The following is a 26997-nucleotide window of genomic DNA, read 5'->3' as shown; positions in this document are numbered from 1 at the left end:
ATAGTAAAAAAGCCCAAAAGGAGCCCTTATGAATACAAAAGAATTGATTGCTAGCGAGTTGGCTAGCGTCATTGATAGCCTGGATCAAGAGGCTATTTTAAATTTACTGGAAACACCTAAAAACTCAGAAATGGGAGACATCGCCTTCCCTGCCTTTTCTCTAGCAAAGGTCGAGCGTAAAGCTCCGCAAATGATTGCAGCAGATATTGCTGAAAAAATCAATAGTCAAGCCTTTGAAAAGGTTGTTGCTACAGGACCTTACGTCAACTTTTTCCTTGATAAATCTGCTATTTCGGCTCAAGTATTGCAGAATGTTATCACTGAAAAAGAGCACTATGCCGACCAAACCATTGGCAAGCAAGAAAATGTCGTTATCGATATGTCTAGTCCGAACATCGCAAAACCATTCTCTATTGGGCACTTGCGTTCAACCGTTATCGGTGATAGCTTGTCACATATTTTCCAAAAGATCGGCTATCAAACGGTCAAGGTCAACCATCTGGGAGACTGGGGCAAACAGTTTGGAATGTTGATCGTTGCCTACAAGAAATGGGGAAATGAGGAAGCCGTTAAAGCGCATCCAATCGATGAACTTCTTAAACTCTACGTTCGCATCAATGCTGAAGCTGAAAAAGACCCTAGCTTGGATGAAGAAGCACGCGAATGGTTCCGCAAACTGGAAAATGGAGATGAGGAAGCCCTAGCTCTCTGGCAATGGTTCCGTGATGAAAGTTTAGTGGAATTCAACCGCCTTTACAATGAATTGCAAGTCGAATTTGATAGCTACAACGGAGAAGCCTTTTACAATGATAAGATGGATGCTGTTGTAGACATTCTTGCTGAAAAAGGACTTCTTGTTGAGTCAGAGGGAGCCCAAGTTGTCAATCTTGAGAAATATGGAATTGAACATCCAGCCCTTATCAAAAAATCTGATGGTGCAACTCTCTATATCACACGTGACTTGGCTGCAGCCCTTTACCGTAAAAACGAATACCAATTTGCAAAATCCATCTATGTTGTTGGTCAAGAGCAATCTGCCCACTTCAAACAACTCAAGGCAGTACTACAAGAGATGGGCTACGATTGGAGCCAAGACATTGTCCATGTTCCGTTTGGATTGGTAACAAAAGAAGGGAAAAAACTCTCTACTCGTAAAGGAAATGTCATCTTGCTAGAGCCTACTATTGCAGAGGCTGTTAGTCGTGCCAAGGCCCAAATCGAAGCGAAAAATCCTGAGTTAGAAAATAAAGACCAAGTTGCCCACGCTGTTGGAGTTGGGGCTATCAAGTTCTATGATCTTAAGACCGACCGTACAAATGGATATGACTTCGACCTTGAAGCTATGGTATCCTTTGAAGGAGAAACTGGACCTTACGTTCAATACGCCTACGCTCGTATCCAATCTATCTTGCGCAAAGCCGATTTCAAACCAGATACAGCTGGCAACTACAGCTTGAATGATGCTGAAAGCTGGGAAATCATAAAACTACTCCAAGACTTTCCACGTATTATCAATCGTGCAGCAGATAACTTTGAACCTTCTATCATTGCGAAATTTGCGATTAGTTTGGCTCAAGCCTTTAATAAATATTATGCACATACACGCATCTTGGATGAAAGCCCAAAACGGAACAGCCGTCTAGCCCTCAGCTACGCAACTGCAGTCGTTCTCAAAGAAGCTCTTCGTTTGCTCGGAGTAGAAGCGCCGGAAAAGATGTGATTCAGTACTAACAATTGGAACTAAAGTTCCTAATTGTTAGACGCTAGCCGCTATATGCGGACTAGCTAACTGCTTCACTAGTCATAGCCCCTAAATATAATTGATTTAGAGTCCATGACGTCGTAACTACGGTGATTTGGCTTGGCGCTTCACTAATTCGATCTATTCACTACTATTTCTTTATCATATGGGAGATTCCTTATGAGCCAATATGCTTATATCCTCGTTATAATTAGCTTGGTTTTCCTTTTTCTGCTCAATAAGTACGAGAAGGAAAGATTGCAAAAACTCTACCAAGAGCAACTCTTGAAGGACGAGACATTTAGGTCTGACATCAAAGAGAAAATTCACACGACTGAAAATATCAATGATGTTATTGCACATATCAATAAAACTTACCATTTGGGAATGTTGCTCTCAAAAGACGTTACAGATCAATTGAAATAATCAAAATCCGAGAAGCTTTCTTCTCGGATTTTTTAGGCTTACCATATTCTCCTTGGAGAAATTTCATTAATGCATGTAAAGTTTTCTGTAATTTTCTGTATTTTTTCAAAATATTCTTGCATTTCTTTTAAGTTTTTTGTAAAATAGAAGCTACCTATTCAGATTATTCTGAAAATTCAAAAATAGGAGCGTTTATTATGTCACAAGTTACGTTATCAAACCAGTCAACCTGGGCAAGCAAACTAAAGGCAATGGGGCCAGGAATCCTAATGGCTTCTGCCGCCGTTGGAGGTTCTCACATCGTATCCTCCACTCAAGCTGGTGGTTCTTATGGTTGGTCACTACTCCTCTTAGTTATCTTGGCCAATGTCTTTAAATATCCATTTTTCCGTTTTGGTGCCGAATATACTGCCGACACTGGCAAAACCTTGGTCGAAGGCTATGCTGAAAAAGGAAAACTCTATCTCTGGATTTTCTTTGTCCTCAATGTTTTCTCTGCTATGGTCAATACAGCTGGAGTCGCTATCCTTTGCTCAGCCATCATCGCTAGCGCTTTTCCAATGATCGGTCTTAGCATCACTCAATGGTCCCTCATCCTTGTTGCAGTCATTTGGGCCATGCTACTCTTTGGTGGCTACAAACTGTTGGATGGTATGGCAAAATGGATTATGTCTGCTTTGACCATTGCAACAGTTCTTGCAGTTATCATTGCAGCAATTAAGCATCCAGAATACAGCTCTGATTTTGTCGAGAAGACACCTTGGCAAATGGCAGCCCTCCCTTTTATCGTTTCCCTCTTAGGATGGATGCCTGCCCCTATTGAAATTTCAGCCATCAACTCACTCTGGTCTGCTGAAAAGAAAAAGACTGTCAACTTTAATACAGAGGACGCCCTTTTCGACTTTAACGTTGGTTACATCGGAACTGCTATCCTGGCTGTATTCTTTGTAGCACTCGGAGCACTCATTCAGTATCCTACAGGACAAGCAGTTGAAGCCGCTTCAGCCAAATACATCTCTCAATTCGTGGGTATGTATGCCTCTGTTCTTGGAGAATGGTCCCGTTATTTGATCACCTTCATCGCCTTTCTCTGTATCTTTGGAACAGTCATTACTGTTATTGATGGCTATTCTCGCGTTAATCAGGTTTCCCTACGACTCTTGCTAAGTCAAAAAGAGGATGATAGCAAATCTTTGAACATCTGGATGACCCTCACAGCTATTATCGGTATTGTCATCATCAAGTTCTTTGCTGGTCAAGTTTCAACCATGCTTCGCTTTGCCATGATCGGTTCTTTCCTGACAACACCATTCTTCGCTCTTTTGAACTATGTATTGGTGACACGTGAGAATAAAAATCTTCCTTCCTGGCTAAAACTCCTCGCTATCGCAGGATTGATTTTCCTCTTTGGCTTCGCTATCTTCTTTATCTATGCACTTGCTATCGGCAAAGCAGGATAGTTTATAAAATGGCACCCTTACGGGGTGCTTTTTGTATACACAAAAAGCAGTTGAAAATCTCAACTGCCTCTCAGTACTACTTTATTTTTCTGTTTCTAACTCATACAAATCTGCAATGATTGCTGCGACCTTTTTAATATCTCCCAGCATACCACGCATTTCAAAGTCAGCCAAAACTGGGAAACCAAAGCGCTGACTATACTGCTTGGCTGTCAGGCAGTATTGATTGTTAAAATTGCGATTACCAGATCCCACTACCCCAAAACACTTACTAGCATTGTCCCCATAGGCGATAAAGTCGCCCACTGGAGTCGTTAGAATCTCAACATCGCCGTTATCGACGCCGTTCCCACCTTCTAGATAGGTCGGCAAAAAAGCGATATAGGGATGTTCCATTTCAAAGAATTCTTGACCTTCCTTGACTAGGTCCTTGATATGGATTTTTTGGACCTCAATCCCTTCGTACTGGGACAAGAGATAGTCCTTGAGTCGGGTTACAAAACTTTCTGTATTCCCACTCAGACTGATATACACTAAGGATATTTTTTTCATGTTGACCTCGATTTTTATGTTTACGATATAAAAAGAACTACCAAAATTGTAACTTGATAGTTCTTTTTTGTCAATACTTAGGCAGCTTCTTCTGCTTCAACTTCCTCAGCCAAGTCCTTTTGTTGGCGCCACATCTTGTAAAAGACTAAGGCTAAAAAGAGAACATTGATGATGATGAACAAAATATTCGTTCCTTTTGCTAATGCTCCCATTCCTAAGCCAAGGGCACTATCTTTGATTAATTGGACTGCATCTTGAACGTTCATATAGCTATAAACCAAACCAACAATAGCTAGTAGAACATAGCCAACATAAGTATAGTTTGCGAATTGTACGTTTTTACGTACGAGAAACACAAAGGCTACTACAACTAAAATTGCAGATAAAACAATCAACAACATATTAAAAATAGAGTGAGAGGATTCTGACACTTTGTAAGTATAGTTGACCGTGTCTTCTAATTGCTGGGCAGTAAGCGTCCCGCTATTCGCCAGGCTAGCACGAAGAGCATCTTTACTTGGCAATGGACTCAAGATTCCAAATAGTGACATAGATGAAATGAGGGCTGATAGGACTAACAAAACCCAAAGATAAATAGGATTCTTTTTCATGTTTTCCTCCATAAGATATTTTGAACATTATAGCATTTTTTGTACAGGAATACAACTTTTACAAACTGGTTTCAACTTGTTTCCGATAGGCTTTCGGTGATTTTCCGCACAATTTACGGAAAACCTTGTAGAAATATCCAACATTACTATAGCCAACTGCATAGCAAATATCTTCGATGCTATCACTAGTCGAAAGTAAGAGCTGTTGCGCCGCCTTAATTCGCTGTTTATTGAGCAATTCCGCAAAGGTTGAGTTAGTTTCTCTCTTGATTAGCTGACCGAGATAGACAGGATTGATAAAGAGATCCTTGCTGATATCCTTAAGCGAGAGCTCTTTCTGATAATCACGCCCAATCACCTCCAGAACGCTCACCACATTTTCATTCATGCGGTACTGGCCAAAGAACTTGGTCAAGGTTTCTTTGATATAGGCAACCAATTCTTCAAAGGAGTTAATGGCATGGATGGCTTTGACAATCTCCGTCATATCATCTGCTTTTAGGTGTTCAAATAAATGAAAGACATCCATGACAAACTGGGTGAAGAGCTGCTTCGTGATGGCCACGCGCGGAGTATTCTTCAAAACAACCTTCTCCAGCAGGGTTAATTCCTCGATGATTTGATTGATATTTCCTTGGATAATCACGCGATAAATCGGTTCGTAATAAGCAAATAGACTCTCGGATTTTTCTAGATTGACAGAACCGTAGAAGAGGGCTTTTTCAGCATTGATCTTCCAATTCTCAAAGGACTGCTGGTAGGGTGCTTCAAATGGTGTCACGACGATGCCATCGAGCGGTTGATCAGAGATGAAAATCTGCCAGTCTTGCCCCAAAACATAGTAAGGAATGGTAAAAGAGCCCTGCTTTTCCTTGGATAGACCAATCCACCAGCTGTCTTTACCTGATAGGTAGTTCGTAAATCCTGTCTCATCCAATTCTTGACTGAGGGTCTGACTTTGCTCCACCTTTTCCTGAAGCTGATGCGCAATCTTTTCTAATAAATGGCCCAACTCCACCTTGTCTACTGGCTTGACCAGATAATCCACGACACTAAGGTTCATGGCTTTCTTGACGTAGTCAAACTCCTGATAACCAGACAGCAAGATATAATAGGTATCTGGAAGTAGCTCTTTCATTTCCCTAATCATCTCAAGTCCGGTCTTATCTGGCATGTTGACATCGGAAATGACCACATCTACTGGATTTTTCTTAACATAGTCCAAAGCATCATCTGCGTGATTAGCTGTTGCGACGACTTGCATATCCCATTTTTCAAAGGGGATTAATCGCTTGAGCCCCTCTGTCACCATGTACTCATCGTCTACTAATAAAACTTTATACATTTCTACCCTTTCTATTCATCCTGGATAGTGATATGGTAACGAACGCCTTCTTGCTCAGCTGACTCTACACTGATTTGGTAGCGATCCCCAAAGTAGAGAACAAAGCGTTCGTGTACATTTACTATTCCAATTGATTGCCGCTCTCCACTATAGCTTGCTTCGTGTTCAAAACTTCGTTGAGCTAATTTTTCTTGCAAGCTAGCTAATTTCTCAGCGGGCATTCCTCGACCATTATCTACTACTAGGATTTCAACGAATCCTTGGCCCTTCAAGGCTTTGATACTGATGACATTATCTGTTCTGCGATGGTCAACACCATGGGCAAAGTAGTTTTCCACTAATGGTTGGAGTGTAAATTTTGGAATTCTCATTTCTTCCAATTCTGGTGCAATCTTGAAACCATAGGCAATGGATTTAGGATAACGCACCATACAGAGATAGCTATATTTTCGACAAAATTCCAACTCTTGCTTCAACGTCGTTTCCCGCTCGTCGGAGATATTGTTGCGTAACAAGCTACTAAATTCATAGATAATATCTGCCAGTTCATCCTGACTTGCCATGACGGCATACATCCGTAAAAACTCCAGAGTATTGTACATAAAGTGAGGATTAATTTGAGCTTGTAGAGCTCGCATATTGGCATCCTTTTGACTGAGCTCTAGCTGATAGATATCGTGGATATTTTTTTCCAGACGATCCAACATATCATTGGTTGTTTCTGCAATGAGAAGCAACTCTTGGTCTTTTTCAGAGGTATCGATTCGAAGGCCTTCTTCTCCTTGAGCAATCACCTCTATCGAATCTACTAGGTCTACGACTTGTTTTTGGTAATTTGAAAAAGTCTGTCTAAGAGTCACGTACAAAATGATGATAAAGAGGATACTTAGCCCAATAATGATAGCTGAACTCGTCAAAGTTCCTGTAAGAACAAAATTTTTAGGAACAGCAGCTCGAACCTGATAACCGTGAGAGGTGACACCTACAAACCAGTTCTCCCTCTCGGCTGATACCTTCTCCCCAATATGGAACATCTCGGTCTCAAAAGGAGAAGTTACTGTTACAGCCATCGGGATATGGCCCCTTGTATTGTCAATAGCTCCATGAAGAACATTTGGCGATAAGGAGATATAGATCACTCCTAAATCCTTGTCAGACACAGGATCGGAAACAGGAATGGCAAAACTGTTGGCTGTCGGCTTAAAATCCTCCGCAGGAACTTTCTCTCCGCTGCGTTTTTCTCTAGTCGAAACATACACTTCCTTATAGTCCTGAAGGACAATAGCCACTCCAGTCACAAAATCATTCCGAACATAGATATTATCAATATTTTCATACAGGGATACAGAAATATAAGGCGAAGTTTTACGCTCTAATTGCCAATAGAAGTAGTCTGGTGTGCTGAGACTGAAATACTTGTAAATCCCTTCAATTCGGGCTTGATTTTCAACCAAAGACTGAGCAAGTCGGGTTGACTCTCTGTGATAGTATTCCACTTCACTCACTGTCCGAGTGGTCACACGTTCTGCAACCCGTTGGGCCTCTTTCTCACGCGAGTCCCAGTCAGCATACGATAGCATAATCGCAAAACTGGCAATGACCACGATCATAACCAAACTATAAATCCGTAAAAGAGAGTGAAGCCAGAACTGCTTCATTCTATTTTGTCGCCAATTTTTCATGGATACTTTCATAAATAGGTTCCAACATATCACTGATAAAGAAATGCCACATTCCAATTCCTACAAAAAAGAGCAAGGCAGGCATATAATAACCAACTCCTACAAGGAGAGCGGACCCGAGTAAAGCCTTGGCAATCGCAGGTAAGCTCATAAAAATCCCGATAAGGGATAGTTTCAAAGTGTTTTGGTAGGATAAATCAAAGTACACCTGAAGTTTCAAGGAAACAGTGTAGGCTAGAAAAACAAGAGCAACTACAAGGACATTGAGAAAGGTCGCCAAGAGATGGAAAATCGTCTGGTGGGGCAATTGAACTAGAAGATACAAACCATAAACTAGGACAAGATCAACAAACACAAAACTATAGAAAGCCAGATTACTCTTGACAAAATTGCTCTTATACAATTCCCAAGCTTCCTTCAAATGGTATGCTCGATAGGTATACCCATGCTCCGCATACAAACTCATAAGGGTGGCACTAGCTGGTGCCAAACCAAAGACTACTCCTCCTGCTAATGTTAATAGCCAGAAATAAGCTGTCGCCATCATTCCCAAAAAAATACGATTAAAGACGAATTCTAGAAATTTTCCCATGCTACTCTCCTTAAACTAACGATGTAACTATTATATCATATTTCAAACGTTTTCAAAAATATAGAACTCCCATTTACAATCCTCAAAAAGCGTGATACAATTGGTTTTGTTAATTCGCATCAAGGAGGTTCTCATGAAGAAAAATATCTTAACCACCCTCTTGGCCGCCGTCCTCTACTTTCTCTGTGTAGGGATTGGAGTCTTACTAGGACACTTGGTCGACCAAACAGGCAATATGTTCTACGCACCTGCCTTTTCTGCACTTGTCGGTGGCAGTGTCTACATGCTTCTTTTGACGAAGGTCCCGCGTTTTGGCGCTATCACCACTCTGGGACTTTTTATGGCACTTTTCTTCCTAGCTAGCAAGCATGGCGCTGGTGCCTTTCTCCCAGGACTCGCTTGTGGTCTTGCAGCAGACGCCATCGCTCGTCTCGGAAACTACAAAGACCGAATCAAAAACACCCTCTCCTTCCTCGTCTTTGCTTTTAGCACAAGTGGCCCTATCTTCCTCATGTGGATCCGTCCCAAAGCTTACATGGCCACCTTACTTGCGCGTGGGAAATCCCAAGAATACATTGACCGTATCATGGTCGCTCCAGAGTTGGACAAAATCCTTCTCTTTGTCGTAAGCATCCTCCTAGGCGCCTTGATGGGTGCTTTGATTGGGCAATTTCTAAGTCAAAAAATTGCCGATAAACTATAAGCTAAAAGCCCTGAAGACTAGCAATGCCTAGTTCCAGGGCCTTTTTGTATACAATCTTAGAATTCACTATAGATAAATTCTTGAATATTCGAAAAATCGGTCACAAAACAGTAAATCACGATGCTCAAGATAACCGTATAGAAAAATAGTGTCCACAAGATTAAACGATGTGTGTTAGTTAGCTTGGTTTGCAAATTTGTAAAGTTCTTTTTCAACTTCCATCCATCCTTTCACCCCAACGTGCATCACGTCAAATAAAAAGTAATCATCATACTCTCTGTTTCCATAGTTTAGTACCGTTGCACCATGGCTTTTTGCGACATCTTCTATTTTTTTATAAGTTTTTTCTCGCATCTCTCTTGAGACTCCTGTGTAGTCATTCCATTTCCCGTTTACTGGGAAAATAATAACCTCAACTTCAATGCCCAATTCTTTGGCAACTGTCAAGAAGAGTTCCATATCTGAATATTCTGGTGACTCCAGATAGCTCAAATCTTTATTGGAATCTTTCAGCGATGCATAGCGATCTTTTAAGTAAGTATTGTAGTAGTTATTATCAACAGCATAGTCATTATTGTCTGTTTTCTTTTTGACCTCTTCCACAAACTGATCCGTCATCTTCTGCCAATCATAGTCTGGGGTTTTGTCTCCTAGTGAAGGATAATCTGATTTAGCATGTTTTTGGTAAAAAGTCTGTTTGAGCTTAAAGGAATACATCGCGTTATCTAACTCTAATAGTTTTTTATCAACAATGGTTCCTTTCCCATCTATGAAATAACTTTTGTATTTTTTGTAGATATCATTTTGTTGCTTGTTCCCCTTGGTAATCTCGATAATGCGATTGATTAGTTTTTCTTTCGTTTCCTTACTAATCTTGTCATTATCTAGCATGTGGAAAATATGTTCCTGAGAAGCCTTGTTCAAAAAAGCATCTTGATGGGTCCCATCTTTTTCAAACCACTGAACCGACTCTACTATAGCCACTTTTCGCTTACTCATAGATCCTTCAATAGAGGCTAAAGTAGAAGCCTGAATGATGTTTTGAGAATAACTAGTCCCAATCTGCATGATATTAAAATCGTTGTAGTTAAAAATTTTATTTGGATGATAGTCTTCATTTATCGTCGCAACCAACTCTGAAGAACCCATTAGAACCAATGTATTGGGAGTAATATTGCTTGTTAAAATATCTCTACTTTTATATTTTTCATACGAGGTGCTATAACGAATACTGTTATCCTTGACTTTATAATAATCATCAATCTTCTTGACATATGTCACATTTAAAAGGGCAAGCGTCGCAATTACGAGCACAAGCGATAGTAAAAATGCTTTTAATTTAATCATCTCGTTTTATCCTATCCCTTCGATCTGTCCGATTTCTTTTCAATCTCTTATCTCTTTAAAATCGTAAGTAAGATTTTATAGGGTTCACCTGAAAAGATAAAGAAACCAATCATAACCAAATTCATGGTCACAAACCAACTTAGTAGCTTATACCAATTTTTGTTTTTATTTTTCTTATAAAAATTGCTTTTCTTTTGATACACTTCAAATCCAGCCATCAAGACACCATGGTAAAAACCATAAACAATGTAGCTAACGCTAAGACCATGCCAAAAACCCATGACCAACATATTGACCATATAGGCATAGGTTGCATTGTGTAGTCTATTTTTAAACCATTTTTTCCTGATAACCTGCATCAATACTCTTGAAAATACAAAATCTCTCAGCCAGGTCGACAAGGTGATATGCCATCTGGTCCAAAAATCCTTGATATCAACACTCAAGAAAGGTTTGTTAAAGTTCATCGGTGTCTGAATACCTAGGATGTTGCTACTTCCAACGGCCATTAGACTATAGCCTGCAAAGTCAAAGAACAGATACAAGGTATAGAGGTACATATACTTGATTGAGTAAACGACTGTGCCAGTATTATTTAGAGCAAGTAACATCTGGTAAACATAGGTTGATAAAACAACCTTGTAAAAAAGGCCTAGAACGATACGATACACACCGTCCCCTGCTAACTCTAGATACTCTTTTCGGGGCATGACCTCGTTTATCTCTTTTAAAAATCTCCTACTCCGATCAATTGGACCAGCACTAACTGTTGGGAAAAAGAGCAAAAACTGTAGATAATCTTTTACACTGATTTTTTCTTTGATCAAGCCATCCGATATTTCTAGCATGATCTGAATGGTCTTAAAGGACATGTAAGAAATTCCAATAAAGGCCAACAAATGCAGAGAAGTCAGGGCAAAGACTTTATTGATTACCAAAGGAAGAATGGAAAGGAAAACCAGTGGTTTCAGCCTCTTTGCCTCTATCCTCTGCGCTAGAAAAACCAGAAAATACTGGTAAACGATAAAGGAGAGTAAATAGACAATCATCGCTCGACTCTTACCATAGATAGCTCCTGCAAATAAGAGGGAGAGCGTCAAAATATAGTAGTCCTTACGTTTTTCAAAAAAGTTTACCACAAAACCAATCAGTAAAACTACAAACAAGAGAAGGAAGAAATCATTCCCCTCGAAATAATTCATACCAGCCAAACTCCTTTACATTATCATCCCTTCGACAGCAAACTTTCTGATTTGCTAATTGAGGGACCTTTCTTTATTATAGCATATTTCTAAAAAGAAGCTTTACTCTTCTTGCATTTTGGTGAGAAAACAAAAAGGAGTCCCGTTGGGCTCCTTCCATTATTTATGACTTAGTTTCTTGGTCAAGAAATCTCCCAAGAACTGGATTGTAAAGATAATCAAGATGATAATGATGGTTGCCAAGATGGTCACATCGTGATTGTAACGGTTAAATCCATAAGCAATGGCTACGTTACCGATACCACCAGCACCAACTGCTCCCGCCATAGCCGTTTCCCCAACAAGGGAAATCAAGGTCACTGTCGTCACACGAATCAAATCTGGAAGACCTTCTGATAGATAAACACCCACGATGTCCCAGAAGGTCGCTCCGCTCGCTTGAGCCGCCTCAATGACACCGCCATCCAGCTCAGCCAAGACCACCTGCACCTGACGGGCAAAGAAGGCAAAGACTGCAAAAGAAAGTGGGACAAGGGCTGCATTTGGCCCGATACTCGTCTTCACAATCAAGTGAGAAAGTGGCGACATGATTGCCAAGAGGATGATGAAAGGAACCGCACGGAAAATGGAGGTGATCTTGTCTAAAATCCAAAAGATAACCTTATTTTCCAAGACACCGCCTGGCGCTGTCAAGACAAGGAAGAGACCTGCTACCAGCCCCAAGAACCCTCCGATGATGAAGGAAAGAACTGTCATATAAAGAGTTAGGTAGATAGCCGTTCCCCAGCCTGCCTGACCAGCCCAGCCCATCTTATAGACATTTGGTAAATAAGTTTGAATCAACTCTGTCATCTTACTGTCCTCCCTTCAATACTTTTAACTGCACACCAGCCTGACGGATGGCATCTTGAGCACCTGCTAGTGCTGCTTTTTCACCTGACAAGACCACAACCAATTCTCCAACAGGAGTCCCATCGAGAATTTCGATATTTCCATAGAGGATATTAGCCGTTACTTGGTAACGCTTGTACAATTCATTCAAAAGTGGTTCGTCTGTCGAAGCACCTGCATACTTGAGCTGCACTAAGATACTGTTCTCAGATAAATGCTCTACGATTTCTTGCTTCTCAATCTTGACCATGGCTTCATCAATACCTGTCGCAGTTGAGATAAAGTCCTGGGTCAAAGGCTGTTTAGGATCTGAGAAGATTTCAAGGACACTGCCCTCTTCAATCAAATGCCCATCCTGCATGACTGCCACACGGTTGGCAATGTCTTTGACAATCTGCATTTCGTGTGTAATCAGAACAACGGTCAAGCCTAATTTTTGGTTCAAGTCTTGTAACAAGGCCAAAATCTGCTTGGTTGTCTTAGGGTCAAGGGCAGACGTTGACTCATCTGAAATCAAAATTTTCGGATCATTTGCCAAGGCACGCGCAATAGCTACACGCTGTTTTTGCCCTCCAGATAGTTGTGAAGGGTAGTTTTCAGCACGATCTGCAAGGCCAACTAAGTCTAACAACTTAGCTACTTTGGCCTTCTTTTCTTCCTTGCTGAGTCCAGAGTGTTTAAGGGCAAAGGCTACATTTTCCTCTGCTGTCTTTTGACTCATCAGGTTAAAATGCTGGAAAATCATCCCGATATCCTGACGTTTACGACGCAGCTGCTCTGCCGTCAAGGTCACCTTGCCATCAAAAATGACGTCGTTATCAATGGTAATTTTTCCTGCAGATGGCTTTTGCAAGAGGTTAATCACCCGTACAAGGGTTGATTTCCCTGCTCCAGAATATCCAACGATTCCGTAGATATCCCCTTCTTGGATGTGAATAGTCACATCCTTAACCGCTGTGATGGTTCTTTTCTTTTGGTGAAAAGTCACATCGATCTGATCTAACTTGATAATATCTCTACTCATAGCTTCTAATCAGCTCCTCTACTAATTCAATATGGGTGTAGTAATCGGCGATTCGCACATTTTCATCTCCACCGTGGTCTCGGCTATTGGCATTTCCCAGACCGAAGGCCACCATAGGTACCTCTAGGGCGTCAAAGACCGTATGCATAGGTCCTGTTCCCGCTGTTGTCGGTAAGACCGATACGCCCTGAGGGTAGAATTTCTTGGCCAATTCGATCACATTGAGAATGGCTGGCGCACTCATATCGCTTCGATAGCTCATCTCTCCCAAGGTATAATATAATTCTACCTTATCAAAACCATTTTTGTCTAGCTGTTTCCGAATTTTTTCCAGAACATCATGCGGTTCTAAGCCAGGAACCAGACGAACTTCTAACTTGGCATTAGCTTCTGCTGGCAAAATCGTTTTAACCCCTTGCCCTTGATAACCAGACTGGAATCCTTCTATATTGAGGGCGGGCTCGAAAAAGAAACGTTTGAGAAAGGCAGCGCGCTCCTCTTGTAAGAGAGGCAATTCCAAGCCGTAAATGCGACTGATTTCCTCTGGATTGCCCTGTGCATAGGTATCAACCAAGGCTAACTCCCGTTCATTTGGCTCTTGCACATCCTCGTACAAGCCTTCAACCAAGATACGGCCATCTGCAGCGCGTAGGCTACTTAAGGCCTGGATAAGATACCATGGTGCTGACTCCACGACACCACCATAACTCGAGTGAATGTCCACATCCGCACTTTTCACCTTGGCATCAAAGGTTACGATTCCCTTGTTCCCACCAGAAATTTCTAATTGCTCTAAGGCATTTTTAGTTCCTTGCTCCCAAACTAGCAAATCTGCTCCACGAAGTTTGTCTGCGTGTTTCTCTAAATACTTATCTAAATCCATAGAAGCGGATTCCTCCGCTCCCTCCATGATAAAGCTGATATTGACAGGCAGGTCATCATGGTGCTGCATATATTTTCTCAGAGCGCTCAAACGAGCCGTGATATGGCCCTTGTCGTCGTCAACCCCACGCCCATACATAAAGCCATTTCGAACAGAAAGTGTAAAGGGATCCTCTGTCCAGATCTGATCTCCATCCGCTGGTACGGTGTCATAGTGGTTATAGAAGATCAAGGTCTTAGCATCTGGACGCGAACTCTTGAAATGCGCCATGACAAAAGGCGCCGTGTAGCTCTCATCAATCTCGACTTCAGCTCCCACATGCTTGAAAATCTCACCCAGATAGTTTGCGACTTCCCTGAGCCCGACCTGCTGGGCAAAGACTGATTTCTTGGAAATCAAGGTACGCAAAACTTCAAAATAATGTTGGGCTACATGATCCTTTTCAAATTTTTCAATCTGTTCTTGTTCGCTAGGAAAAACCATTTTTTCTCTCACTTTCTACTGAGGACTTGTGTCTATGGACGGACTACAAGATCATCTTCTTCAAAACCAACAATCTAGACAAAAGCAAGAGGTGGAATTTTCTCTCCCACCTCCCTGTTTCTTATTACCAAACTGGTTGGTCCAAACCGTCTGATGTTTCTTCGATAACTTTTTTCACTTCATCAGTGTGGTAAGCCGCGATCACTTTCTTGATAGCATCAGCCTTAGGCGATGATTCCCAATCTTTTTTCGCAACGATGATGTTGTACCATTGTTTTGAATTTTCATCAGCCTGTTCTTTGAAGAGTGCTTTCTTGTAGTCCAATTTTGCTTCTGTAACGAAGGTATTGTTTACAACAGCAGCATCAACTGATGACAATGAACGAGCTGTTTGGCTAGCGTCCAATTCAGTAATTTTCAAGTTCTTTGGATTTTCTGTGATGTTCGCAACTGTTGCAAGTGCAGTTCCAGAAACATCCAATTTGATCAAGCCAGCTGATTGAAGCAAGTAAAGCGCACGGCTTTCGTTTGTTGCATCGTTTGGTACGGCAATTTCACCGTTATCTGGGATTTCTTCCACTTTGGTGTACTTGTTTTCTTCTCCATTTTTACCTGAGTAAAGGCGGATTGGTGAGATGTACGTATCTGCAATCGCTACAAGATCTTTCCCGTTTTCTTTGTTCCAGTTGTTCAAGAAGTTGTAGTGTTGGAAAGCGTTCAAGTCAACTTCACCGTCAGCAGTTGCCTTGTTTGGTTGTGAGTAGTCTGTGAACTCTGTGAATTCCAATTTAATGCCATCTTTTTCAACCAATTCTTGGACTTTGTCCCAACGCGCTTCTTCAGAACCGCTACGGTTAACTGTTGCAATTTTGACAACTGTTTCGTTGTCTGCTTTCTTTTCTGAATTTCCGCAAGCTGCAAGAGTCAAACCTGCGACTGTAGCGATAGCTGCTACGCCTAACCATTTTTTGATTTTCATGATTCTTTCTCCTTTAAAAATAATACCGTAATAGTATCTCATACTTTATTTGATTTCGCAAATTGTTAATAGATAGGAAGACCTATAGTTTGAAACTATATACCTACAGAATGGAAAATCATCCATCTACCAGAGAATGGATGATTTAAAAATTTATTTAATATCAGCTTCTGCTGGCAGATAAGAACCGCCAAAGAACTGTTGAGATAGCTTTTCAAGGGTTCCATCTTTATATAATTCTTGGATGCGTTTGTCCACAAATGCCTTCAACTCATCTTGACCTTTGGCAAGAAGTGGGTATACGTAAGGTTGTTGGTCGCTTGGAAGTTCGATAACTTTCAAGTTATCCAAACCTTGGTCCTTGATGACTGTCTCTACACCGATTTTATCAAAAATCTTGTAGTCAAATCGGCCATCACTCAAACGTACCATGATTTGTTGGAAGTCCCCTTTAACGTAGTTAAGGATAGTTGGGTTATCTGAGTGTTGTTTGTTGTAGTCTTCTAGCTGTTTAGCAGATGTTGTTCCTTGAACAACTTCTGTTGATTTTCCACCGATATCATCAAACGATTTGATGCTAGAGTCATCTTTTTTCACTACAAGAACGTTAGGGTTTTTAGCAGTTGGAGCTGCATAAAGGTATTTTTCAGCACGTTCTTTAGTGTAGCTGATGTTGCTAACAGCCATTTGGTAACGATCAGCATCAAGTCCTGCAAAAACACCTGACCACTCTGTCTTCTCAAACTTGACAGTATACTTGTCAGAATCTTTAAAGATAGCGCGAACCACTTCAATCTCGTAACCAGTCAATTCGCCATTTTCTTCATAGTTGAATGGTTTTGGTGTAGCATTGGTTACAACGATAATTTCTTTTTTACTAGATGTTGCTTCACCAGATGCAGCATCTTTCTTTTCACCGCCTGAGCAAGCTACCAATACACCTGCGGCAACAAGTCCTAGGGCAGCAAGTGATGAATACTTAACGATTTTTTTCATGATATTTCCTCCAAAATAGAATACAATCTTATCTTAACAGAAAATATTTTTTTTCGCCATTATATGATACCTATCTCGGTGATAGGTTTTTTTTATGGCTGACTAAAAGACCAGACGCAAGACTGCAATCAAGACCACTCCAAAAAGAACCGTACCCACTAGATTGCGGTAGCGAAAGGCTACCCAAGCCGTTGGAAAGACTGCTAAAAAGTCCAGCCATTTGATTTGAGGAAGACTCCCAACCTTGCCAGTCACTACGCTTGAAAGGATCAAGGCAAAGATAATGGAAACAGGCAAAAACTTCAAAAAACGCTCGACGATAGCTGGCAATCCCTTGTACTTAACCAATATGAAGGGAATCATACGGGGAATCCAAGTCACTAGTCCTGAAAAGATAACGGCTAACAAAAGATATTTACTGACCATCTAAGACCACCCCCATAGTACAACCTAGCAAGGTCGCAAACAAAACAGCTAGCGACTGAGACACTACTGTCAAGAGCAAAAAGAAGGACACCGCAACAACGGCTAGGATCCACAGCAAATTCCGTACAGGAACCCGTCTTTGCATAATCTGAAATTGCGAAGTAAAAATCCCGATAAACATTCCGACAAGGGCAAAGTCCAAGCCAAAGACTTCAGGATTTGGAAGAAGCCCACCTAAAGCTGTCCCCGCAACTGTCCCAATAAACCAGGCTACATAACTATTGAGATTATTCCCGTGCATCCACATAGGATGGACCTTATCTGTATGGGCTAATTCTCCCATCAAAACCCCATAGGTCTCATCTGTCAGGAGACTGGACATACCGATATTTTGCCAGAGACTAGTATGACGGAAATAGGTCGATGCATGCAAGCTCAGCAAAAAGAGTCGCAAGTTGATCAAAAAGACAGTCATAGCAATAGCTGCCACAGGCGCTTGTACTGCAATCAGTGCCAACATGGCAAACTGGGCGCTCCCAGCATAAACAAAGAGGCTCATCAAGCCCATCTCAACAGGTGTCACATAAGGCGCACCAATAATCCCACAGGCTAGACCAATGCTGACATAGCCAAGAGCAGTCGGCATGGCCGCCTGAACACCTTCCCAAAATCCTTTTTCTTTCATCCTTCTCCTCATATTCTCTCCAATTGAGGCTGTTCGTCATCACAGCCACAGCACGGACTATTATAACATATTCAAAGAAGAGAAAAAAGTTTCGGATTCGAAACCTATTGCCAGAAAAAGTGCTGAAGAGGAAGCATCATGGATACATGAGAAATTAATCCACTCGGATAGTATACTTATCGGTTTCTGTGTCTGTAGCATATTTATTTTCTGTTGGATAGACATCAACCCAGAGTTCCCACTGTTGTCCTTTTAACTTGACCTTGTAGCGATAACCGTCATCATAGATGCCTACTGTCTCAGTTGTCATGGACTGGTAATCTGGGAGTTCTTCAAGCTCTTTTTTTACAGTCTGGGATAAGTTATCGAGCAATGCTTGCTGCTCAGCTTTTGAGGCAACGGGGAAATAAGCCGCTACTGTTTCCAAGCGATGCGTTTTTGAAAATGTAAAGGTTGCTCGACCAGTATAGCCTTTCAAATTAATCTGCTCATAGTGATAGAAAAGGCGACCTGTTTTATAGAAATACGGATCTTCTGCGCGCCAAGTGTCGCGATAGGCCGTTTCCTCTTCTTCCTCCACCTCGCTTACCTTTCCAAATACTTCTTCAACAGATTTAGGAGAAATACCGAACGAAAGGGATTCAAACAAGACCAGTGGTGTCTTTTTGATATTCTGGCAAGCTGATAAAAGCATGAGTAAAGCTCCAAGAGCAAGCAAACTACTGATTATTTTTGTATTTTTCATATATCTACTATACAAAAAAACTCTATGATTGACAAACTTTGATAGAGTCGGATGCTGTGAAGGGTAAGTGACAAACCGCCATAATAAGAAAAAGACTGAGAAGCCAGTCTTATTTATACGATGTTAAAAATTCTGCTAAACCTAATACCCAAACACCAGTAAACTGACAATGATTAAGAAGCTATTCCACAAGATGTGGAGTGCTATTGACCAATAAACTGAACGTGTATAACGAAAAAATATACAGAGTAGCAGACCTGCTCCAGCATAAATGATGAAGTCTGTTAACACCCATCCATACTGCAAAACATGAATGAGACTAAAGAGAGTAGGGGAAACGATGACATCTATATAGTACTTTTTCAATTTAGATAGTGCTGTCATCAGAAGCCCACGAAAGACCAATTCTTCAACTATCGGAGCAATGAGACTGCCATAGAGAATGCGCGTTACAAAGTAACTAATTCCTGTCAAATTAGCTGCTTCTTTCACTATTGCACTCCCATTTTGCGTACTGGGGAAGATCTGAGTCGTTATATTTACCCACAAAAACATCAATATAAAGGAAAGAAAGAAGATAACTAGATAGGGCCAACGAAACTCGAAGCGACCATAATCTTTCCAACGTTGACTCTTGACAAGAACCATAGTAGCAGTAATTCCCTCAATTACTATAAGTAAAATTTGAATCCCATAAAATCCAAAATCGGATAACTGGTTCACTGAGTCTAATTTTGCTACAAGATTAAAAATCGAGTAATAGGACACGAGTACCAAAATTGTCCCTAAATAAAATTTCGTTTCTTTCCTTTTCATAGTCGATCCTTTTAAGTTTTATTTACGTCTTCTTTCAGCCAAGCCTGCCCAGAGTCCTTTCATCCAATCAAAAGCTCCGTAAGGGCTTGGTCCAATACCTCCACCTCCCCAAATCGGTAGAGCAGTTCCACCACCTCCTCCTGGGATATTGGCAGTATACACAAAATCTCCACCGTAAACCTTCTCCAACTCAGCTTCTGTCAGTTCCATTGTTTCTGCATATTGTAAATTCAACATCATTTACACTCCTTCAATTATTTTTATTTGTAAACCACTCCTGCGACCTAGGATTTGCTTCAAATGATTTACAAGGATAGTATAACACGGAAATCACCACATTTTAGAAAATCGCATATTTGATATTTTTTCTTATAGAAATTTCACATTTGCGATTTTTATAGAATTGACTCTTTCACTGATATAATATGGTTACTATTAGATAGGAGGATACAAAATGAAGAAACAAGTCTTAACATTATTGACAATCGTTGCTGATATTATTATCATTTCACCTTTTCTAACTAATCGATAAGCTCTTTGTATTGTTGGAAGCGTAATTCAAAAAGAGCGGTTAATTGTGGATTTTCTAATACTTGCAGAGATTGGAGATAGCTTTCAATCTCTTTTTGATTGCTCCCCTTAGTTTGAAGGAAAATGCTCATCTTCTTTAAAAACTGCCACAATAATTTCTCAAAAACATCGTATGGACGCAGTATACTCTCCAACTCGGCTTCAAAGATTGGGATGTAGGAGAAAAGCTTGCGCTCCATGAGTTCTGATATAATATTCAGAAATCCACTTTTCATATACAATCGATTGTGTACTAACTCTTTAAATTCCTTGGATTTTTCAAGTAAAGAGGTTGATAAAAAGATTAGATCTTGGTTGCTCAAGAAGGGCATGGTATTGCAAAAAATATAGAGTTCAAACCAGGTCCAAGACTCGATAGCATAGAGGTAAGTAGTTAAAAACTCGCTATCCTCCTCTTCTAGCGGATAGTTTTTATCTAAGGAATGGATGGCATCTTTGATTACAATAGCGTTTAAACGACGATAGGTCTGCGCCATCTGTTCTTGTTTGACTTCCTCCAACAGTTGCTCTAAACCCGCTATATCTTGATGGGCAAAACGATTTACAACCTTTCGACCGATTCGCATATGTGGGGATTCCTGATAGTTATTAAGCTTGTGTCCAAACTCATCGAAGGTCACATTTATCCCTTGGATAGCTAGTATCAGTTTATCTGCAGACAGCATAGACTGTCCCAGTTCAAACTTGGATAACTGGGATGCTGTCAGGCCCTCACAAGCCACATCTGACTGCTTGAGTTTTCTCGCCAAACGTAATTCCTTGTAAAATTCTCCCAATTCCATTCTCTCAATCATCTGACCACCTCCTAATTTTTACATATTATATCATATTATATCATCATTTTTACAGTTTTGTCAAAATATTCTGACATTTTCTGGAGTTAAAAAGCCAGCTTCAAGCTGACTCTTTATTCCATGATATCAAAGGCGAGACTCGGCTTAGCATTTAGATCCAAGCCTGCAAAGTTTTCTTTATTCCACTCGCTGACACTGGCATAGGCAATCATACCGGCATTGTCTCCACAAAGGCGCAGGGGTGGGATGATGACCTTGACATCTGTGATTTCAGCTGCTAGGCGTTCTCTGAGACCTTTATTGGCTGCCACGCCACCGGCTACGACTAGGGTTTTAACAGGGTATTTTTCTATGGCTTTCTTGGTTTTGGCCATAAGAATATCCATGACTGCTGCTTGGAAGGACGCTGACAGGTCTTCCTTGGACAAGCTTTCTCCCTTTTGCTCGGCATTGTGGTGAAGATTGATAAAGGCAGACTTCAAACCTGAGAATGAGAACTCCAGATTGTCTTCCTTAATCATAGCACGAGGAAAGTCATAAATATCCTGCCCCTGATGAGCTAGCTCATCAATCTCGCGACCTGCTGGATAGGTCAAGCCCATGACACGGCCGACCTTATCATAGGCCTCACCAACTGCATCATCCCGCGTTTCCCCAACAATCTTATAATCCCCAGCCTCAGAAACATAGACCAACTCTGTGTGCCCACCACTGACTAAGAGGGTTAACAAGGGAAACTCCAACGGCTCCACACTCTGAGCTGCCATGAGGTGCCCAGCCATGTGGTTAACGGGAATCAGCGGAAGTCCATGAGCCCAAGCAAAGGCCTTGGCAGCTGACAAACCAACTAGCAGTGCTCCGACCAATCCTGGTCCGTAGGTGACCGCAACAGCTGTTACATCCTCTTCGGTAATCCCTGCTTCTGCTAATGCCTCCTCGATGCAGGCTGTAATAACCTCGACATGGTGACGACTGGCCACTTCTGGCACTACGCCCCCAAAACGTTTGTGACTCTCAATTTGACTCGCAATGACATTGGACAAGAGCTCATCGTCATTTTTCAGTACGGCGACACTGGTCTCATCACAAGATGTCTCAAATGCTAAAATATATCTATCCTTCATCTACTTCTCTCTTCATGATGATGGCGTCCTCGACTGGGTCATGATAGTAAGCCTTTCGCTCAGCGATAATCGCCATCTTTTCTTTCTTGTAAAATGCTTGCGCTCGTTGGTTTGACTTTCTGACTTCAAGGAAAATCTCCTTGTCTACTGGCAATTGAGCAAACAAGGCTGACGCAATTTCCTGACCCTGATAGACTTTTTTGACAGCGATTTGTAGGACTTCTGCTTCAAAAAGATTCTCCTGAACGGCTAGAAAGCCAATCACTTCTGTCCCATCATAAGCCAGAGCGTACCAAGTCTGGTCTTGGGACAGGTCTGCTTGGATTTGCTCCAAAGTCCAAGGACTGACTGGGTAAACAGCTGCCATAACAGCATAGATAGCTTGAGCCAGGTCAGGCTGTCTTTGGATTCTTTTGATTTCTATCATAGGCGTTTAATGTAAGACTCGCCAGACTCGGTGTGGTTCTTGAGCCAGTTTTCCTCAGCCTCAACACGTTTGAGGTAATTTGGCACAAAGTCGTGCAAGGAGTCTGCTTCCTTATCCCAGGCCCAAAGAGCTAGATTAGCTGCATTTGGCAAGGTTTCTTGGTAGCTGGCTTGTGGTAGTTGTTCTTGGATTTGTTCCACAAAGGCTCCAACTTCTCCGACAAAGGTTACCTGTTCAGCATCCCTGACTTTTTCTAGCACTTCCGCAAAGGACAGGTGTGCTTCTGGCATGACAGGTTTGGCATTTTCATAAAATCCTGCATAAACATTGTTGCGACGCGCATCCATCAAGGGAACAAGTAAGCCTTCTTGTTGGCGTGGCACGAGAGCCAAGAGACTTGACATGCCAACTAACTCGATTTTTAGAGTATGAGCCAAGGTCTTGGCAGTTGCTACCGCGATTCGTAAGCCAGTATAACTACCTGGTCCTTCAGCTACCACGATTCGGTCCAAATCCTTGGGTGTCCAGTCCAAACTTGCCATCAAAAAATCGATGGCAGGCATGAGGGTAATACTGTGATTTTTCTTGATATTAATCGTCGTCTCAGCAAGAACCTGCTTGTCCTCTAAAATAGCGAGAGATAGAGCCTTGCTGGACGTATCAAAAGCTAATACTTTCATAACACATTCCTATCTTTTTGTCTGCTTACTATTATACTACAAAAGCCAGCGCATGGGAATTTTCTTTGTTTTGAAACAAAAGGATCCTACCACTTAGACAAAGAGGACAGTACAAAAATTCAAAAAAATTTTACATTTTTCCTATCTTTTCCGAATATATAAGTGAACAAGAAAAAAGGAGGAAAGTTCAATGACAAATTTTGACGTTCTTGACAATCAATTTTTATCGTTATCTGAAAACGAATTATCAGATATTGATGGTGGTCTCGCTCCCTTAGTTATCTTTGGAGTAGCAGTATCTTGGAAAGCTATTGCAGGTGGAACAGCACTTGTAGGTTCTGGTTTGGCAGCTGGTTATTTTTTAGGAGGTTAGTATGATTAAAGGTTTAGATAAGTATTGTGCAATTTCTAATAAAGAATTGCAAGGAATTAAGGGTGGTTTTGGCGTAGGTGTTGGTATAGCTTTATTTATGGCTGCTTACACTATCGGGAAAGATCTTCGTAAAAAATTTGGATCAGGCATATATGTTTCAACTCGATTTTCGATGCGAGAAATCAACATTGTAACAATAAAGATCTCATCTAAATATACAGAAATTCATCCCATCTATCAAGACGAGGTGGATTTTCTGTATATCTAGAGGAATAATTGACTTTAGGCATTTAAACCAAAGTAGAAAACGAGCCAGACAACATAGGTGACAAGGAGGAGAAAAATTGAATAAAGCGTCACAAAAGCAAGCTTCCAAAGGAATTTTGTTTTGCGGTGTTCCAGGTGCACAAACAGGGCATTCCCCCCATAGACACAAGCTACAAAGACTACAAACATCAATAGGCGAACCCCTACTGCAAATTCAAACAAACTAAACATTCTTAATCCTCCTTTTGGTATTCCCATTTTATATAGACTGTTGACAATGTTGGTCTATCAATGTTAAAATGTAATTCAACATTGGTAGGAAAATCAGGTTGAGTCGTTGACTCTTCGGGTTGCAGTGCTATCCCTGAAACTTTGGTTTCTAAAGAACTGAAATTGCGATTGAACAATTCGCCCCCAGTGTTAGATGGCTCTTGACTTCGGTCAAGGGCTTTTTGGTGCTTTTAAAGTTGATTCCTTCAGTAAGTTATAGTAAAATATAAATATTGAGAGGATAACGTAGGGCGACTGGTAACAGAGCGTTCAAAGGTACCAACTTCTGGTACGGGTGTGGGACTGCCTTCAGCTTTGAGCTGTAAAGACCCCTGACTACCATTGGTCCTCTCTTTTTGCTTACTCTTAGATTAAGGGCTTTTCTTTGCCTCTTTAGTAAACACTCCACTCCATGCTATTTCTACATCGTTATACTTATAGATTGACTTCTTAGCCTCATAGATGATAGAATTAAGTAAAAGCTGAGATCGAGTTTGATTTGGTGACAAGTCATTCAAAGGTTGCGATGCATTCGCTTCAGGTAGAGGTGCTGCCATCTGGACTGCTCCAGGAAAATCCCCGAGTTTTATCTCAGCCTTTTTGATTGCTCTCGAGATTTCTCAAGAGCTTTTTCTTTTTTCAAAGATATCATTCTGCCCCAACCATCTACTCCAACGATTAATGAAACTAGAACTGTATTCTTCCTTAAATCTACTATCTCTTTAGATTTCCCCTTTAATTATAACACCTAAGTGCTCTCCGACCAAATCCTACCTGTCTTTTTGTTCCTTCTTCCCCTCCTGACTTTCTCATTTTCCGTCTTTTACTAATCTTTCATTTTGTGGTATAATTGAAATAATTGTAACGAATCAAGGTCAATCTAGACACAAAATGGAATGAAATCAAGCAAATCTCTGCTAAAAGTTTGGAATAAGTTGACCTATAAATAGAAAGGAACTATATGATTTACAAAGTTTTTTATCAAGAAACAAAAGAACGTAGCCCACGTCGTGAAACAACACGCGCACTTTACCTAGACATCGATGCCAGCTCAGAACTTGAGGGCCGTATCGCTGCTCGCCAACTTGTCGAAGAATACCGCCCAGAGTACAACATCGAGTATATCGAACTCTTGTCTGACAAATTGCTAGATTACGAAAAAGAAACTGGCGTCTTCGAAATCACGGAGTTCTAATATGGCCTATACTCTTAAACCTGAAGAAGTCGGCGTTTTTGCCATCGGTGGTCTAGGAGAAATCGGGAAAAACACATACGGAATTGAATACCAAGACGAGATTATCATCGTCGATGCTGGGATTAAATTCCCAGAAGATGACTTGCTGGGTATCGACTATGTTATCCCCGACTACTCTTACATCGTAGACAATATTGACCGTGTCAAGGCTGTCTTGATCACACACGGGCACGAGGACCACATTGGTGGAATTCCCTTCCTGCTCAAGCAAGCAAATGTCCCTATCTACGCTGGACCTCTTGCCTTAGCTTTGATCCGTGGAAAACTCGAAGAACACGGCCTCTTGCGCAACGCCAAACTTTACGAAATCAACCACAACACTGAGTTGACCTTTAAAAATCTCAAGGCAACTTTCTTTAGAACAACTCACTCTATTCCAGAGCCTTTGGGGATTGTCATTCATACCCCTCAAGGAAAAATCGTCTGTACGGGTGACTTTAAGTTTGACTTTACTCCAGTTGGTGAACCTGCAGACTTGCACCGTATGGCAGCTCTTGGGGAAGAAGGCGTGCTCTGTCTCCTCTCTGACTCGACAAATGCAGAAGTGCCAACCTTTACCAACTCTGAAAAAGTCGTTGGCCAGTCCATCATGAAGATTATCCAAGGCATCGAAGGGCGTATCATCTTTGCATCCTTTGCCTCAAATATCTTCCGTCTCCAGCAAGCAACGGATGCCGCTGTTAAAACTGGACGCAAGATTGCGGTCTTTGGTCGCTCTATGGAAAAGGCCATTGTCAACGGTATCGAGCTTGGCTACATCAAAGCTCCTAAAGGAACCTTTATCGAGCCAAATGAAATCAAAGACTATCCTGCAGGCGAGATTTTAATCCTCTGTACAGGTAGTCAGGGCGAGCCGATGGCAGCCCTCTCTCGTATCGCTAACGGAACCCACCGTCAGGTGCAACTCCAACCCGGCGATACTGTTATCTTCTCTTCTAGCCCAATCCCTGGAAATACCACTAGCGTCAACAAATTGATTAACACTATTTCTGAAGCTGGTGTTGAAGTTATCCACGGTAAAGTGAACAATATCCATACATCTGGACACGGTGGTCAGCAAGAGCAAAAACTCATGCTCCGCTTGATTAAGCCAAAATACTTCATGCCTGTCCATGGTGAATACCGCATGCAAAAAGTCCACGCTGGACTAGCGGTGGATACGGGTGTCGAGAAGGACAATATCTTTATCATGAGCAATGGTGATGTGCTTGCCCTTACTGCTAACTCAGCTCGTATCGCAGGTCATTTCAACGCCCAAGACATCTATGTCGATGGAAATCGTATCGGTGAAATCGGTGCGGCTGTCCTCAAAGATCGTCGTGATCTATCTGAAGATGGTGTCGTTCTAGCAGTCGCAACTGTTGACTTCAAGTCACAGATGATTCTTTCTGGCCCAGATATCCTCAGCCGAGGCTTTGTCTACATGAGAGAATCTGGTGACTTGATTCGCCAAAGCCAGCGTATCCTCTTCAATGCTATTCGTATCGCACTGAAAAACAAGGATGCTAGCGTGCAATCTGTCAATGGTGCTATTGTCAACGCCATTCGTCCTTTCCTCTATGAAAATACAGAACGTGAACCGATTATCATCCCGATGATCCTCACACCAGATGAAGAAGAATAAACC

The 26997-nt window shown here is 41.4% G+C and carries 30 protein-coding genes and 1 pseudogene; 8 read left to right on the top strand and 23 right to left on the bottom strand.

Features of this window, described 5'->3' with window-relative positions:
• Window positions 1–28: 28 nt before the first annotated feature.
• The 3 genes from argS to M1F74_RS06410 all read left to right on the top strand — a co-directional run bounded on the left by argS (window position 29) and on the right by M1F74_RS06410 (window position 3627).
• Window positions 29–1720 (top strand): arginine--tRNA ligase, encoded by a 1692-nt coding sequence (gene argS, locus M1F74_RS06420; protein WP_247946616.1) that lies wholly within the window; start codon window positions 29–31, stop codon window positions 1718–1720.
• Window positions 1721–1921: 201 nt separating this feature from the next.
• Complete coding sequence (locus M1F74_RS06415) at window positions 1922–2167, top strand: hypothetical protein (protein ID WP_033584793.1); 246 nt, start codon at window positions 1922–1924, stop codon at window positions 2165–2167.
• Window positions 2168–2364: 197 nt separating this feature from the next.
• The gene (locus M1F74_RS06410; protein ID WP_057488838.1) at window positions 2365–3627 is read left to right on the top strand and encodes an NRAMP family divalent metal transporter; all 1263 of its coding nucleotides are present in this window, start codon (window positions 2365–2367) and stop codon (window positions 3625–3627) included.
• Window positions 3628–3708: 81 nt separating this feature from the next.
• On the opposite strand, the gene nrdI is transcribed toward M1F74_RS06410, so the two are convergent.
• The 5 genes from nrdI to M1F74_RS06385 form a co-directional block, all read right to left on the bottom strand.
• Window positions 3709–4179, bottom strand: coding sequence for a class Ib ribonucleoside-diphosphate reductase assembly flavoprotein NrdI (nrdI, locus tag M1F74_RS06405; RefSeq protein ID WP_000724242.1), 471 nt, complete (start codon window positions 4177–4179; stop codon window positions 3709–3711).
• A gap of 77 nt (window positions 4180–4256) precedes the next feature.
• A complete protein-coding gene (locus tag M1F74_RS06400) occupies window positions 4257–4790 on the bottom strand; it encodes an ABC transporter permease (RefSeq protein WP_000740035.1) in 534 nt (177 codons plus the stop codon).
• Window positions 4791–4848: 58 nt separating this feature from the next.
• Window positions 4849–6135, bottom strand: a complete 1287-nt coding sequence (locus tag M1F74_RS06395; protein ID WP_247946615.1) for a response regulator transcription factor — start codon at window positions 6133–6135, stop codon at window positions 4849–4851.
• A gap of 11 nt (window positions 6136–6146) precedes the next feature.
• Window positions 6147–7817, bottom strand: a complete 1671-nt coding sequence (locus M1F74_RS06390) for a sensor histidine kinase (RefSeq protein ID WP_247946614.1) — start codon at window positions 7815–7817, stop codon at window positions 6147–6149.
• On the bottom strand, window positions 7795–8409 hold the full coding sequence (locus M1F74_RS06385) for a YesL family protein (protein WP_247946613.1): 615 nt from the start codon (window positions 8407–8409) through the stop codon (window positions 7795–7797). The genes M1F74_RS06390 and M1F74_RS06385 overlap by 23 nt, the downstream gene beginning before the upstream one ends.
• 133 nt (window positions 8410–8542) lie before the next feature.
• Here M1F74_RS06385 and M1F74_RS06380 point away from each other — a divergent pair, with 133 nt between their 5' ends.
• A complete protein-coding gene (locus tag M1F74_RS06380) occupies window positions 8543–9112 on the top strand; it encodes an MptD family putative ECF transporter S component (protein ID WP_000739514.1) in 570 nt (189 codons plus the stop codon).
• 174 nt (window positions 9113–9286) lie between these two features.
• Here M1F74_RS06380 and dltD read toward each other — a convergent pair whose 3' ends face one another.
• From dltD to tsaB, 16 genes are all read right to left on the bottom strand, one after another.
• Window positions 9287–10459 carry a D-alanyl-lipoteichoic acid biosynthesis protein DltD gene (gene dltD / locus M1F74_RS06375; RefSeq protein WP_057488843.1) on the bottom strand — a complete coding sequence of 391 codons (1173 nt, stop codon included), beginning with the start codon at window positions 10457–10459 and terminating at the stop codon, window positions 9287–9289.
• A 47-nt stretch (window positions 10460–10506) separates the two neighbouring features.
• Window positions 10507–11661 (bottom strand): D-alanyl-lipoteichoic acid biosynthesis protein DltB, encoded by a 1155-nt coding sequence (gene dltB, locus M1F74_RS06370; RefSeq protein ID WP_247946612.1) that lies wholly within the window; start codon window positions 11659–11661, stop codon window positions 10507–10509.
• A 159-nt stretch (window positions 11662–11820) separates the two neighbouring features.
• Complete coding sequence (locus M1F74_RS06365) at window positions 11821–12513, bottom strand: methionine ABC transporter permease (RefSeq protein ID WP_000137507.1); 693 nt, start codon at window positions 12511–12513, stop codon at window positions 11821–11823.
• A 1-nt stretch (window position 12514) separates the two neighbouring features.
• Complete coding sequence (locus M1F74_RS06360; protein WP_247946611.1) at window positions 12515–13576, bottom strand: methionine ABC transporter ATP-binding protein; 1062 nt, start codon at window positions 13574–13576, stop codon at window positions 12515–12517.
• A complete protein-coding gene (locus M1F74_RS06355) occupies window positions 13569–14942 on the bottom strand; it encodes a M20 family metallopeptidase (RefSeq protein ID WP_247946610.1) in 1374 nt (457 codons plus the stop codon). The genes M1F74_RS06360 and M1F74_RS06355 overlap by 8 nt, the downstream gene beginning before the upstream one ends.
• Before the next feature lie 124 nt (window positions 14943–15066).
• Window positions 15067–15921, bottom strand: a complete 855-nt coding sequence (locus M1F74_RS06350) for a MetQ/NlpA family ABC transporter substrate-binding protein (RefSeq protein ID WP_247946609.1) — start codon at window positions 15919–15921, stop codon at window positions 15067–15069.
• A gap of 153 nt (window positions 15922–16074) precedes the next feature.
• On the bottom strand, window positions 16075–16917 hold the full coding sequence (locus M1F74_RS06345; RefSeq protein WP_049502808.1) for an amino acid ABC transporter substrate-binding protein: 843 nt from the start codon (window positions 16915–16917) through the stop codon (window positions 16075–16077).
• A gap of 102 nt (window positions 16918–17019) precedes the next feature.
• On the bottom strand, window positions 17020–17343 hold the full coding sequence (locus M1F74_RS06340) for an AzlD domain-containing protein (protein WP_000253936.1): 324 nt from the start codon (window positions 17341–17343) through the stop codon (window positions 17020–17022).
• Window positions 17333–18028 (bottom strand): AzlC family ABC transporter permease, encoded by a 696-nt coding sequence (locus tag M1F74_RS06335; RefSeq protein WP_081102826.1) that lies wholly within the window; start codon window positions 18026–18028, stop codon window positions 17333–17335. Before M1F74_RS06335 ends, M1F74_RS06340 begins: the two co-directional genes overlap by 11 nt.
• 154 nt (window positions 18029–18182) lie before the next feature.
• Complete coding sequence (locus M1F74_RS06330; RefSeq protein ID WP_061588580.1) at window positions 18183–18773, bottom strand: hypothetical protein; 591 nt, start codon at window positions 18771–18773, stop codon at window positions 18183–18185.
• Between the two features lie 141 nt (window positions 18774–18914).
• On the bottom strand, window positions 18915–19589 hold the full coding sequence (locus tag M1F74_RS06325; RefSeq protein ID WP_061588579.1) for a CPBP family intramembrane glutamic endopeptidase: 675 nt from the start codon (window positions 19587–19589) through the stop codon (window positions 18915–18917).
• Between the two features lie 18 nt (window positions 19590–19607).
• Window positions 19608–19826: a hypothetical protein gene (locus tag M1F74_RS06320; protein ID WP_007520857.1), complete on the bottom strand. Its 219-nt coding sequence runs from the start codon at window positions 19824–19826 to the stop codon at window positions 19608–19610.
• A 284-nt stretch (window positions 19827–20110) separates the two neighbouring features.
• Complete coding sequence (locus M1F74_RS06315; protein ID WP_061588578.1) at window positions 20111–20974, bottom strand: XRE/MutR family transcriptional regulator; 864 nt, start codon at window positions 20972–20974, stop codon at window positions 20111–20113.
• A gap of 113 nt (window positions 20975–21087) precedes the next feature.
• Complete coding sequence (gene tsaD / locus M1F74_RS06310) at window positions 21088–22098, bottom strand: tRNA (adenosine(37)-N6)-threonylcarbamoyltransferase complex transferase subunit TsaD (RefSeq protein WP_247946608.1); 1011 nt, start codon at window positions 22096–22098, stop codon at window positions 21088–21090.
• Entirely contained in the window at window positions 22088–22525 is a 438-nt protein-coding gene (gene rimI / locus M1F74_RS06305; protein ID WP_247946607.1) for a ribosomal protein S18-alanine N-acetyltransferase, read from the bottom strand. The genes tsaD and rimI overlap by 11 nt, the downstream gene beginning before the upstream one ends.
• Window positions 22522–23205: a tRNA (adenosine(37)-N6)-threonylcarbamoyltransferase complex dimerization subunit type 1 TsaB gene (gene tsaB / locus M1F74_RS06300; protein WP_247946606.1), complete on the bottom strand. Its 684-nt coding sequence runs from the start codon at window positions 23203–23205 to the stop codon at window positions 22522–22524. The genes rimI and tsaB overlap by 4 nt, the downstream gene beginning before the upstream one ends.
• Window positions 23206–23395: 190 nt before the next feature.
• Between tsaB and cibA the strand changes: the two genes are divergently transcribed.
• The gene (gene cibA / locus M1F74_RS06295) at window positions 23396–23578 is read left to right on the top strand and encodes a fratricide two-peptide bacteriocin subunit CibA (protein WP_000180842.1); all 183 of its coding nucleotides are present in this window, start codon (window positions 23396–23398) and stop codon (window positions 23576–23578) included.
• Window position 23579: 1 nt separating this feature from the next.
• Window positions 23580–23720, top strand: a pseudogene (locus M1F74_RS06290) (bacteriocin); the annotation flags it as partial.
• A gap of 140 nt (window positions 23721–23860) precedes the next feature.
• On the opposite strand, the gene M1F74_RS06285 reads toward M1F74_RS06290, so the two are convergent.
• Window positions 23861–24076, bottom strand: a complete 216-nt coding sequence (locus M1F74_RS06285; protein WP_000492029.1) for a hypothetical protein — start codon at window positions 24074–24076, stop codon at window positions 23861–23863.
• A gap of 410 nt (window positions 24077–24486) precedes the next feature.
• Entirely contained in the window at window positions 24487–24672 is a 186-nt protein-coding gene (locus M1F74_RS06280; RefSeq protein WP_057488856.1) for a hypothetical protein, read from the bottom strand.
• 404 nt (window positions 24673–25076) lie between these two features.
• Between M1F74_RS06280 and M1F74_RS06275 the strand changes: the two genes are divergently transcribed.
• Together M1F74_RS06275 and rnjA are read left to right on the top strand one after the other, a co-directional pair.
• Complete coding sequence (locus tag M1F74_RS06275; protein WP_247946605.1) at window positions 25077–25310, top strand: DNA-dependent RNA polymerase subunit epsilon; 234 nt, start codon at window positions 25077–25079, stop codon at window positions 25308–25310.
• A 1-nt stretch (window position 25311) separates the two neighbouring features.
• Complete coding sequence (rnjA, locus tag M1F74_RS06270) at window positions 25312–26994, top strand: ribonuclease J1 (RefSeq protein ID WP_247946604.1); 1683 nt, start codon at window positions 25312–25314, stop codon at window positions 26992–26994.
• Window positions 26995–26997 lie beyond the last annotated feature (3 nt).

The sequence above is a fragment of the Streptococcus oralis genome, assembly GCF_023109315.1.
GTDB lineage: Bacteria > Bacillota > Bacilli > Lactobacillales > Streptococcaceae > Streptococcus > Streptococcus oralis_BS.
Note: the sequence above shows the minus strand (reverse complement) of the source record. Positions and strands in the feature narration are given on the sequence as shown.